This is a genomic window from Streptomyces sp. NPDC102259, from assembly GCF_044766465.1.
GTDB lineage: Bacteria > Actinomycetota > Actinomycetes > Streptomycetales > Streptomycetaceae > Streptomyces.
The window spans coordinates 1-11,636 of the sequence record NZ_JBIWMA010000055.1 but is presented as its reverse complement, the minus strand read 5'-3'; the positions used below and the strand labels follow the sequence as shown (position 1 = coordinate 11,636).

Sequence of the window (11,636 nt, the reverse complement as noted above, 5' to 3'; positions counted from 1 at the left end):
GAAAAGGTTCGTCTCTCGGAACAACTTGCCGGAACGTTCCGGCCGGTCTAGATTATCTGCTGCCGGAACGTTCCGGCCAGTGTGAGCGTTGTCCGTGCCGGAACCTTCCGGCAATGAGCGGTGCCCGCTCGCAGTTCGCAGCCCGAACAGCTCCACGTCCCAAGGGGTCGTCCATGACTGCAGCCGAGCTCGGCCAGTTCCTCACCGCCCGCCGCCATCAGACCAATCCCGCAAGCCTGGGGCTGCCCGCCGGTGCCCGCCGACGAGTGACCGGCCTGCGACGGGCCGAGGTCGCTCACCTCGCCGAAATCTCCGTGGACTACTACACGCGCATCGAGCAGGGGCGCAGTGGATCCCCGACTCCTGCGGTGCTGGATGCTCTGGCCCAGGCCATGAGCCTGGGTGCCCAGGAACGGATGTTCCTTTTCAATCTGGCCGGCCACATGGCGCCGGCGCGTCACACGCCAGTCAGCATTAACCCGGCAGTCGACGATCTGCTGCACCGCCTGCACCACACGCCAGCCATGATCCTGAGCGACCTGCACGAAGTGCTGGCCCGCAATGAACTGGCGGAGGAACTGCTGGGGGAACTGCCTGCAGGTACCGGCAGCGCGTGCAGCCTGTCCTACCGGTGGTTCACCGACCCCGCGGCCCGGGCCCGCGTCATCGACGAGGACCGGGACTACTACGCGCGCACCTATGTGGCCGACCTGCGCCGTGCGGCCGCGACCCGCCGTGGGGACCCGGCCGTCGCCGACCTGGTGGCGAGGCTGAGAAACGCCAGCCCGTGCTTCGCGCGGCTGTGGGAGGCCCACGAGATATCCGTGCCCGCCCGCCCGGTGCGCCTGCTGCACCCGGACGCGGGCGTGGTCGGCGTGGTCTTCCGTCACTTCACCGTCACCGGCGCGGGACAGCGTCTGGTATGGATCACCGCCGCTCACGACCAGACCCAGCCGCCGCTGCCCCCTCGGAGCGTTGCGACGCCGCGCCACAGTGCTGCCCCGGCCTTCGCCTGACTCCTGACCTGCCGGCTGCCAGAGCACAGAACCACGAAGGACATCTACCGCTATGAACGTCCATGGCCCCGCACTCGGTGTCCAGCTCGCCGCGGAGCGTCGGCACACCTTTGTCGGCAGGGCAGAACAGCTGGCAGCCTTCGAGGCCATGCTGGCCTCGAAGGACAGCGGACCGTGCGTGCTGTACCTGCACGGGCCGGGAGGCCTGGGCAAAACCACGCTGCTGCACATGATCGCCGAACAGGCCCGCACGGCGGGATGCCATGTCCTGCGGTTCGACGGCCGCGCCCTGGCTGTCTCGCCTGCCTCGCTTACCGACGCCGTCGGCAGTCAGCCTCCGGGGAAACGCCTGGTGCTGCTGCTCGATACGTTCGAACAGTGCCAGGGACTGGAGCGCTGGCTGTACGAAGCCGTCCTGCCCACGCTGCCTTCGGGCACCATCACCGTGGTCGCCGGTCGCCGTCCGCCCAGTCCCGCCTGGCGCGTGGACGGCGCATGGTCTACCGCGCTGCGGGTGATGCGCCTGACGGACCTGCCGAGGACGGATGCCGAGGAGCTCCTGGTCCGGCGCCGCCTGCCGGCCAAGACACGCGACGACATCCTCGCGTTCGCCGGCGGCAACCCGCTCGCTCTCGCCCTGGCCGCCTCGGTCGCCTCCGGCGCCAACGCGCTTCCACAGCGCTGGCAGCCGGGTGCCGACATCGTGCACAGCCTCCTGGACCAGCTCATCGGTGACATGCCCTCCGACGAGCACCGGCGCGCCCTGGAAGTCTGCGCCCACGCCCGCACGACCACCGAGGAACTGCTGCGTGTCGTCCTGCCCGCCGATGCCGGCAGACTCTTTCGCTGGCTACGGGAACTGCCCTTCGTGGAACCGGCCCCCCAGGGGCTGTTCCCGCACGACATCGTGCGTCATCTGCTGGACACCGACCTGCGCTGGCGTGACCCGGGAACCTACCGCGCCCTCAACCAGAGCCTGCGCTCCCACCTGCTGGGCCAGGTCCGCACAGCGCCGACGCACAGCGTCATGGACCGCACCCTGGAGTACAGCTACCTCCAGCACCGCAGTGGAGAAGACGTCTCCGAATACCTGGGCTGGGACGATCCCGGCGGAATCTTCGAAGACACCCTGCGGCACACCGACCGCGCCGCGCTGTTGGACCTGACGGCCAGCCAGGCCGGTAGGCACAGCGCGCAGATCGCCGAGTTCTGGATGGACAACCAGCCTCAGGGGTTCCGTGTGTACCGCAACCCGCACGACAACAGCCCCCGCGCCTACATCTGCTGGCTGCAACTCACCGCCCCGGAAGCCGGCCACCTGACAGCCGACCCGGTCGTTGCCGCGGCCTGGCAGCACACCTCCTCCATTCCCGCGGGCCGTCACCTGGGGATGATGCGGTTCATCGTCGCCGGACCCGAGGCCTACAGCCCCCGCTCTCCGGTCATGGGCCTGATCTCGGTGAGGCATACAGCCGAGCTGCTGCATGCCTCCGGCATGACGCATTCCTTCCTCGCCTTCGAGGACACCGAGTACTGGGGGCCGGTCGCTGCCTACACCCAGCACCATCCGGCAGGTACCGCGCAGGTGGGGGACCGCACCCATACGCTGTGGGCCCACGACTGGACCAAGACGCCGCTGGACAGGTGGCTGGACAAGCTCGACCGCCAGGCGCTGCCCGAGGACAAACCGGCATCCGAACAGCTGGAACCCGGAATGCCCCTCAGCAGGGCGGAGTTCGACCAGGCCGTACGCGAGGCCGTCAAGTACTTCCAGGAACCGGCCAAGCTCGCCGTCAACCCGCTGCTGAGGAACGCGGTCCGCACCCGGCCTGGAGTTACCGCACTCGACGCGCTGCGAGAGGCGGTCGAGGAAAGCGTCGACGCCTTGCTGGCCGAGCCCTCCACCGCCGGATACCACCGCGTTGTGGCTGCCGCCTACTTCCAGGGCCCCACGACCCAGCCGGAAGCGGCCGCCCGTCTCGGGATGGCGTTCAGCACCTACCGCAGGCACCTCAATCAAGCACTCAGCCGGATCAGCGATCATCTGTACGACACGCTGGGCTGACCGCATGCCCCCTCAGGCGCCTGTGGTCAGCATCCGGGCTGCGAGGGGGGCATGGACTGTATTCCCATCACCTCGAGCAGTGCCAGCTGGTCCGCAGCGACGCTGCCCGGTGCTGCGGTGAACCACACCAGCCACTGCCGCATCCGGGGAGTGAGCATGCAGGAACAGCTCAGGGTGATCGGCCCCAGTGAGGGATGAGCGAACTCCACGCTCGTCAGGCCGGCCTGCTCTAAGCGCCCGGCCGACCACAAGCGCGCAAACTCAGGACTCGCCGCGACCAGCCGGGCAACGGCACCGGCAGCGGAGCCGTCGGCCGGCCAGGAACTCTGGGACCTGCGGACCATGACGGCCAGGAACTGTGCCACTGCCTCGTGGCCGGCCTGTGCGAATCTGCCGCGGAAGGCGGGGTCCGTGAAGAAGCGTTCCACGATTCCGCCCCGGGCGCCGCGGCCGGAGACGAGATCTCCCAGGAGAGCCGTTGCCAGCTCGTTCTGCACGAGGACCTCGCCCGCCTCATCAAGCACCAGGGCAGGCCACGCACTCATACGGTCCATCAAAAAAAGCACTCCCGGCTGCACGTGCTGCAGTCCCCCGCCACCAGGCAGTGGATGCCCCGCGAGGTCGAACAGCTCAGCCCGCTGAGCCCATTCCAGGCGCAGCGCGCGGGAAAGACCCGCCAGCGTGGCTGCCGACGGACGCGCGCCGCGTCCTTGTTCCAGGCTGCTGTAGTAGTCCCGGGAAATGCCCGCGAGCCGAGCCACCTCGTCCCGCCGCAGTCCGCTGACGCGCCGGCGGTCAGGCCCCGCCTTCAGCGGGAAACCCAGGGCGCCGGGCGGGATCCTCTCCCGGTGCGCCTTGAGGATTTCTCCCAGCTGTCGAAGATTCATGGTGCGAGTCTGGCGTGCTGCCCATGGCGCAACCAGGGGCCCTTCGCACCCCCCACAGGCATGGGCCGCGCCGCGTCCGGCGCAGCACAGTGCGAGGCCGCGACGCCGTGATGCGTGGTGCCTTGCAGCAGCCGCCCACGGCCGAATCCCCGCCCGCAGTAGGCGGTATGCCCAGCCTGTCGCACCGCGTGGCACGTGAGCCATGCACGTCCTCGGGCGGCCCGTGAGAGGGCGGCCAGCCGGAACTGCCTCAGGATGCCTGCACCGCCGCAGCGGTGGACACGGGCTCAGCAGGGGCCGGCGTCTTCTGCCATACCTCATGCGGGTCCAGCTCGGCGAGCCGCTGGGAGACCGTACTGTCCACCGGAGTCATCCACATCAGGCGCTGCGCGGCGTCCGCGGTGAAGAAGCTGTTCCACTGCACCTCCACCACCCCCAGGACCGGATTCACAATCCTCTTGCGGCCCTCGTGGCAGATCGCTATCTGATGGTCCGCCCACAACGTGGCAAACTCCCTGCTCTCCACCAGCAGCGCCTTGACCACCACCCTGACAGCCTGGTCTTGCGGGCCGCGTCGGGCAGCGGCCGTATGCAGGTCGGCCACCATGCGCTGGGAATGGAAAGCGTGGTCATCCTGTGGGTACACACGGCGGACACCGGTGTTGGTGAACCACTGATAGACGAAACTGGCGCCGCGGCCGCTGCGCACTCGATGCGGGCCGACCAGGACCTGGCAGGCGCGATTTTGCATGACGACTTCGTAGAGGTCGGTGATCACCAGGGCGGGAGTGTCCTGCAACTGCTCCAGCAGATGCTGCAGCGTGGACTGCATGCGCAGCGTGTCACCGCCCAGCGGTGCCGGATGGCCGGCCAGATGCATCAGGTACTCGGTCTCCGTGGCGTCCAGGCGCAGGGCTATTGCAAGAGCCTTGAGCACGGCCACCGAAGGGGCCTGGCGGCGCCCCTGCTCCAATTCGATGTAGTAGTCGACGGAGATGTCGGCAAGCCGTGCCACCTCATCCCTGCGCAGTCCCGGTACCCGCCGGCGCGACCCTGGTGGCAGTCCTGCCTCCTGGGGCGAAACGCGTGCCCGCCTGGTTTTCAAGAACGCCCCGAGTTCGGTGAAGTCCATGGTCATGCCCTCCCCTTTGCTTCTCAGCGGCCCTTGCCCACGTCGGTTTGATCCGGCCGTGGTGGGCAAGAAGGCCTCAGCCGTGGGCCGTGTTCCGCTGCCCACCGGTGCATAGGACGGCACTGTCCGCCGCGCAGCACCAGTCTCCTCGATCAAGCGTGGGCGCGGGAAGGTTCAGCGTGCTCACCAGCTGCTCAATGCGTGCTCACCGTCGCTCGCCACAAGGTCAGGTCTGCGGACTTCGTGCGTGCACCGGACGTCTTCGCCGCGTGCGGGCCCGGTCCTTGTGCCGTGGCTCCTGTGCCTCACTCGATAGGCGCTGGGCCCGGCGTACCGGACGGGGGCTGCATGCCCACACGGCAGCGGCTGGAAGTGCGTGTGGGCGACGCAGCCGCCGGGAAGCTGGCACGCCAAGCCCTCGGCCCCTTCTGCAACGTGCTGCCCGGCAGGGGAGACCCGGTGCATCACGCACGCCCCCATGATGGAAAGCATCTTCGCAGCTCAGCAGACTCTAAGCCGTCGCCGTCCCGCACGGCGGGATCGGATGGCGGTTCGACCAGACAGAGAAAACAAACTAGTTCGTTTGACCTTGACGTCGGCGAGGAGTACGTTTCTCGACAGGTAAACAAACCAGTTTGTTCTTCTAGGCCGTGGAGGTCTCTGTGTCCGCTCCGCTCATGCTCGCTTCGTCCGACCGCCCCTCGCCGGCCTTCCTGACGAGTGCGCCGAAGCAGCTCCTGATCGACGGCGAGTGGGTTCCGGCTCGCTCCGGTCAGACCATCGATACGATCGACCCGACGACCGAGGAGGTGCTGGCTTCCACCGCCGCGGCTGGCGCCGAGGACGTCGACCTCGCCGTTGCAGCTGCCCGCAGGGCGTTCGAGGACCCCTCCTGGGCAGCGATCACCCCTTACCGGCGTAGCCAGATCCTGCTGCAGATCGCTGACGTGATGGAGGACCACGCCGAGGAACTCGCCACGCTGGAATCCCTTGACATGGGCGCTCCGCTGTACCTGAGCCGCTGGTTCGTCTCGCACTCCGTCGAGGTCATCCGGCACTACGCGGGCTGGCCCACCAAGATCTACGGGCAGACTGCTCCCTCGGAGCCGGGCCAGTTCCACTACACCTTGCGCCAGCCGCTGGGCGTCGTCGCCGGCATCACGGCCTGGAACGGTCCGCTGCTCCAGGCGGCCTGGAAAATCGGGCCGGCTCTGGCCACCGGCAACACCGTGGTCCTCAAGCCCGCCCAGCAGTCACCGCTGACCGCCCTGCGCCTGGGCGAACTCCTCCAGAGCACCGACCTGCCCGCAGGCGTGGTCAACGTCATCACCGGCAGCGGGCGTATCGCCGGTGAGGCGATCATCAACCACCCCGGCATCGACAAGGTCACCTTCACCGGGTCCACCAGTGTCGGCAAGCACATCCTGGAAGCCTCCACCGGCAATCTCAAGCGCGTCACGCTCGAGCTCGGCGGCAAGTCCCCGGACATCATCTTCGCCGACGCCGATCTCAAGGCCGCCGCCGCCGGTGCCGCCGCCGGCTTCTGCGCCGGCACCGGCCAGGGCTGTGTCGCGGGAACCCGCATCTTCGTCGAGGAGCCCGTGCGCGAGGAGTTCGGCCGGCTGCTGGCCGAAGAGCTCGCCACGTACACCATGGGCGACCCCTTCCACCCGGACACCCGTATGGGCCCGCTGGCCTCCCGGAGCCACTTCGAGACCGTCACCTCCTACTTCGACATCGCCCGGGCGGAAGGCGCCCGCCTGCGCCAGGGCGGCGAACTTACCGACAACCCCGGCCTGTTCGTGCCCCCGACCGTCATCGACGACGTCACCAACGACATGCGCGTCGCCCAGGAAGAGATCTTCGGCCCCGTCGCCACACTGATGTCGTTCACCGACGAAACCGAACTGCTCCGCCTGGCCAACGACACCGACTACGGCCTCGCCTCCGCCGTGTGGACCTCCGACCTCAGCCGCGCCCACCGCGTCGCCGCCGCCCTCCAGGCCGGCACCGTGTGGATCAACACCTACGGGCAGATGACTGCCGGCACCGTCCCCTTCGGAGGCTTCAAGCAGTCCGGCATCGGCCGCGAGCACGGCACCGACGTCCTGGACTCCTTCACCGAGACCAAGACCGTCATGATCCAGCTCTGACCCGGCCCCCCGCGTCAACGCACCAAAAGAACGGTTGCGGCCGACACCCCGCACCAGGGGGCCGGCCGCCAACAGCCCCAGCGACGGGCCGCATGAATGACCCGCCCGAGAACGAAGGAGCACGATATGGATGAGGCCGTACGCGAGGCACTGGCGATCACTCCCGCGTCGCCCGCCCGAGACCGAACCATCGACATCACCACCACCGGCGCAAAGACCGGTAAAGCGCGGCGGATCGAAATCTGGTTCTACCGGGCCGATGGCAAGATCTACCTCAGCGGCCTGCCGTCCCGCCCCAGCTGGTACGCCAACATCCTGGCCAACCCCCGCCTCACCTTCCACCTCAAGCACGGCATCCGGGCCGATCTGCCCGCCACTGCCATCCCGATCACCGACGACAGCGAGCGTCGACGGATCTTCACCCAGTTCGTCGCCGACCTCAACCAGCCCCACAACCCGGGCCGCATCGCCCAACCCACCCGTGTGGAGGACTGGATGGCCGGCAGCCGCCTCGCCGAAATCGTCTTCGACGACTGAAATCCCGTCACCAGCCGGTACTCAACGCGGCGCGCGCCGTGACGGCACCACCCCGCACGCCTCGCCGGGGACCACCTTGCGCTCCCGCACCATGTAGATAAGGAATCACCATGAGGAATGTCAGCGGCTGGGCCGCACACCACCAGGGCGGCCTGCTGGCCCCCTGGGACTTCACCCGCCGCGACCTGCTCCCCGACGATGTCGCCGTACGCGTCGAGTACTGCGGAGTCTGCGCCAGCGACATCTCCGCCATCCGCCACGGCAACGCGTTCCCCCTCGTGCCGGGCCATGAGATGACAGGGGAGATCACCGCTGTCGGCAGCGCAGTGACCCGGTTCGAGGTGGGCGACAAGGTAGCCGTGGGCAACATCATCGACTCCTGCGGAACCTGTCCGCCCTGCCTCAAGGGCCGTGAGAACTGGTGCCTGCGGTTCCCGACCCTGACCTACGGGAACACCGACCCGAAGGACGGCCTGATGACTCGGGGCGGCTACTCCTCGGAGTACGTCCTGCCAGCGAAGTTCACCTACCACCTGCCGGAGGGCCTGGACCCGGCCGGTGTCGCACCGCTGATGTGTGCCGGAATAACCACCTACGCGCCCATGAAGCGGTGGGGTGTCGGCCCGGGCAAGACAGTCGGCATCGTCGGGATGGGCGGGCTCGGCCACATCGCTCTCAAGTTCGCTCACGCGCTCGGCGCCGAGGTCGTGCAGTTCACCAGGACCATGGACAAGGCCGGCGAAGCCCGCGCACTGGGCGCCGACGACGTGGTGCTCTCCACCGACGAGCAGCAGATGGCCGCCCAGGCCGGCCGTTTCGACTTCATCCTCGACACCGTCGGCGCCCCGCACTCCGTCGAGCCCTACATGACCGCGCTCGCCATGGACGGAACGCTCTGCGTGGTCGGCATCCCCGAGAGCGCCATCGAGGTGCAACCGCTCAGCCTCATCCAGGGCGCCAAGAACATCGCCGGCGCCGGCAGCGGCGGCACCCTCGAAACCCAGGAGATGCTCGACTTCTGCGCCGAGAAGGGCATCACCGCAGAGATCGAGGTCCTGCCTTCCGACCAAGTCAACGAAGCACTGGCACGACTGGCCCGCAACGACGTCCGGTACCGCTTCGTCCTCGACATGAACACCCCCGCAAGCTGAGCCCCACACGAGCTCCCGCACCCTCCGGCCGTCCTGGCCCTCCCCGGCAAAGGGAGACCAGAGGTGGCCGGAGCCCCGCCGGTGTAAACGAACTGGTTTGTTTAGGATGGTGTCATGAAGACGGGCCAGATCACCAGCGCAGGCGAGGCGTCGCGTCGGCGTCTGCTCGACGCGGCGACGGTCGAGTTCGCCGCCTACGGCATCGCCGGCGCACGCATCGACCGGATCTCCGCCAACGCCAACGTCAACAAGGCGCAGATCTACAAGTACTACCGCAGCAAGGACGAACTCTTCGACGCCGTCTTCGCCGAACACCTGGACATGATCGTCGAGAACGTTCCGGTCACCGGTGACGACCTGCCCGGCTACGCCGTCCGGCTCTACGACTCCTACCTCGTGCGCCCCGAGCTGGTCCGCTTGGCGACGTGGGCCCGTCTGGAACGCACACCGGCCGGAGACCTCTACCACTTCATGCCCGGACACGACAGCGAGAAGCTCCAGTCGATCGCCGACGCCCAGGCGAAAGGCATCGTCAACCCCGCCATCGCGCCGGCCGAGGTGCTCGCCCTCGTCACCGCCATGTCGATGACATGGTCGCCCGCAAGCCCCATGCACACCGCCCACAAAGACGAGCCCCAGGCCGCTCACGAGACCCGCCGCAACGCCCTCTCACTCACCGTTCAGCGAGCCTTCGCACCCTGACGGCTCTGCCGTTCGCCCGACCGGACGGTGGGCCGATGAGGGTGCGGAGTACGTCGGTGCAGGCCGTAGGCCGCTGCGTGTTCCTGATCATGAGCGGTCCGTTTTCAGAGCCGCCTCGACAAGTCCGGCGGGCTGAGGGGTTGCGGCGCGGGCCGAGAACAGCGTCCTCAGCCGGGCCGCTTCCTCGTCCTTGTGGGGAAGGAGGAAGGCGGCCACCAGGTAGACCGTGGTGTTGACCACCAGCCCGGCCACACCGGAAGTCAGTCCTGCCAGCCATGGCACGGACGTGGGGTAGGCCAGTTGCAGGGCTGCCGCGGTGCCGAAGCCCGCGACCATGCCGCTCAGGGCGCCGGCCGCGTTGCCGCGTCGCCATGCCATGCCGAGGTACAGGGCCGGCGCCAGCTGGCAGATGCCCTGGTAGGACACGATGGCCAGACTGGCCAGGCCGGTTGTGGTGTCCAGCGTGAGAGCGGCGGTTGCGGAAGCCAGCAGGGTCAGGACAAGCACACAGGCCTTCGCCGCCCGGACTTGAGCGGACGGGTCGCGGTGGCCCGGCAGAAGGTTCTGGCTGACCTGAACGCCGAGGGCCTGGAAATTGGAGTCGACGTTGCCCATCGTCGCCGCGAGAACGACCACGCAGGCCAAGGCCAGTACGAACGGTCCGCCGCGTGAGGCGATCAGGAAGAAAACCTCGGCGGGGGCCTGGGCGACTGCGGGCAGCGAGCCGCCCAGCATCGCCAGCAGCGACAGAGCCACGGCGAACGCCAGAAGCCAGGGAGTCGCCTGGACGGCCGACTTCTTGATGACATGCACGCTGCGTGCGGTGAACAGCCGCACGAACATGTCGGGCCAGCACCAGCTGCCCAGCGCACCCGTCAGGATCAGCGACATGAGATACAGCGCTCCCTCCGGGCTTCCCGGCCCCGGAAGGAGAAAGTGGCTGGACGGCAGCGCGTCCAGGCCGTGGCCACCACGTATCAGGGAGATGATCAGGCCGCAGACCAGCACCCCACCGAGCCCGTAGGCGAAGATGCCCTGGTAGACGTCGCTCACCACGATGCCGCGCATGCCCATCCGTACCGTCCACGCCTGACGCAGCAGCAGGAAGACGATGCCGATCACGACGGCCTGGCGCGGCGAGAGATGTCCGAAGGACAGGTAGGAGAAGACCAGCCCGAGCGACTGCATGCCCAGGACGATCCATGGGAACGACGCGACCACTCCGATGACCGCAGCGACCACGCGGACCGCGGCAGAGCCGTACCTCATGCCGAGCAGATCTGCCTGCGTGCGCAGTTCCCACCGTTTTCCCCAGGCGTGGACGGTATGCGCCATGAGATACATCAGCACCAGGGTCAGCAGGCTGTAGGGAACCCAGTAGAAGCCGATGACACCTGCCGAGGCTGCCATCCCTGCGAACGTGATGAAGACCGTGCCCGGTATCCAGGTGTTGAGGAACGACATGGTCTGGTACCAAGCGCCGAAGGAACGGCTTGCCAGCGTGTACTCGTCCAGATCCGCAGCCCTTCTGCTGCGCTCCAGGACCGCGGCGAGCCCGGCGACGAAGACAGCCAGCACGCCGCCTCCCACAAGAACGTTCACATCGACTCCCACCGGTCACGGCCGCAGCGGGCGCCAAGGAGGTAAAGGGCTGGGATCGAGGCGGCAACCAGCGCGCTGCCGCCTATCACGTAAGTGAGTGCGGCTGCCGGCCCGTCAACGTTCCAGTACAGCGGGGGAAAGAGGGTGATGACCGAATCGGTCGCCACCAGTAGGCCGCACAGTACGCGGTACCGGAACAGCCTGGGCAAGTGGGCGGCCGCCCTGCCCGTTGGAACAGTCATGCTGAGATGTCCTTCGCAGGGCGGTTCGGCACAATGCGGACCGGCAGGTTAGGTGAAGAATCGGGCCGCGAGTGGCCGGAACGTTCCGGCATCAGTAATCTAAGGGTGGCCGGAACGTTCCGGCAAGTGTTTGCAGATTTTGCCCTTCG

Annotated in this window: 9 protein-coding genes; 6 read left to right on the top strand and 3 right to left on the bottom strand. The window is 67.9% G+C overall.

All coding sequences use genetic code 11. The features are described from left to right. Positions 1-173: 173 nt before the first annotated feature. Complete coding sequence (locus ACIRPU_RS44025; RefSeq protein ID WP_403878793.1) at positions 174-1,016, top strand: helix-turn-helix domain-containing protein; 843 nt, start codon at positions 174-176, stop codon at positions 1,014-1,016. Between the two features lie 52 nt (positions 1,017-1,068). Beyond that, positions 1,069-3,081 carry a hypothetical protein gene (locus ACIRPU_RS44020; RefSeq protein ID WP_403878790.1) on the top strand — a complete coding sequence of 671 codons (2,013 nt, stop codon included), beginning with the start codon at positions 1,069-1,071 and terminating at the stop codon, positions 3,079-3,081. Between the two features lie 26 nt (positions 3,082-3,107). On the opposite strand, the gene ACIRPU_RS44015 is transcribed toward ACIRPU_RS44020, so the two are convergent. Further along, entirely contained in the window at positions 3,108-3,968 is an 861-nt protein-coding gene (locus tag ACIRPU_RS44015; RefSeq protein WP_403878787.1) for a helix-turn-helix domain-containing protein, read from the bottom strand. A gap of 250 nt (positions 3,969-4,218) precedes the next feature. After that, entirely contained in the window at positions 4,219-5,106 is an 888-nt protein-coding gene (locus ACIRPU_RS44010; protein WP_403878784.1) for a helix-turn-helix transcriptional regulator, read from the bottom strand. Between the two features lie 671 nt (positions 5,107-5,777). On the opposite strand from ACIRPU_RS44010, the gene ACIRPU_RS44005 reads away from it, so the two are divergent. From ACIRPU_RS44005 to ACIRPU_RS43990, 4 genes are all read left to right on the top strand, one after another. Further along, the gene (locus ACIRPU_RS44005; RefSeq protein ID WP_403878780.1) at positions 5,778-7,253 is read left to right on the top strand and encodes an aldehyde dehydrogenase family protein; all 1,476 of its coding nucleotides are present in this window, start codon (positions 5,778-5,780) and stop codon (positions 7,251-7,253) included. A 126-nt stretch (positions 7,254-7,379) separates the two neighbouring features. Continuing rightward, on the top strand, positions 7,380-7,790 hold the full coding sequence (locus tag ACIRPU_RS44000) for a nitroreductase/quinone reductase family protein (RefSeq protein ID WP_403878777.1): 411 nt from the start codon (positions 7,380-7,382) through the stop codon (positions 7,788-7,790). Positions 7,791-7,900: 110 nt separating this feature from the next. Further along, on the top strand, positions 7,901-8,941 hold the full coding sequence (locus ACIRPU_RS43995; protein WP_403878774.1) for an NAD(P)-dependent alcohol dehydrogenase: 1,041 nt from the start codon (positions 7,901-7,903) through the stop codon (positions 8,939-8,941). A 114-nt stretch (positions 8,942-9,055) separates the two neighbouring features. Continuing rightward, on the top strand, positions 9,056-9,643 hold the full coding sequence (locus ACIRPU_RS43990) for a TetR family transcriptional regulator (RefSeq protein WP_403878771.1): 588 nt from the start codon (positions 9,056-9,058) through the stop codon (positions 9,641-9,643). Between the two features lie 87 nt (positions 9,644-9,730). Here ACIRPU_RS43990 and ACIRPU_RS43985 read toward each other — a convergent pair whose 3' ends face one another. After that, positions 9,731-11,221: a sodium:solute symporter gene (locus ACIRPU_RS43985; protein WP_403878768.1), complete on the bottom strand. Its 1,491-nt coding sequence runs from the start codon at positions 11,219-11,221 to the stop codon at positions 9,731-9,733. Positions 11,222-11,636: the final 415 nt, after the last annotated feature.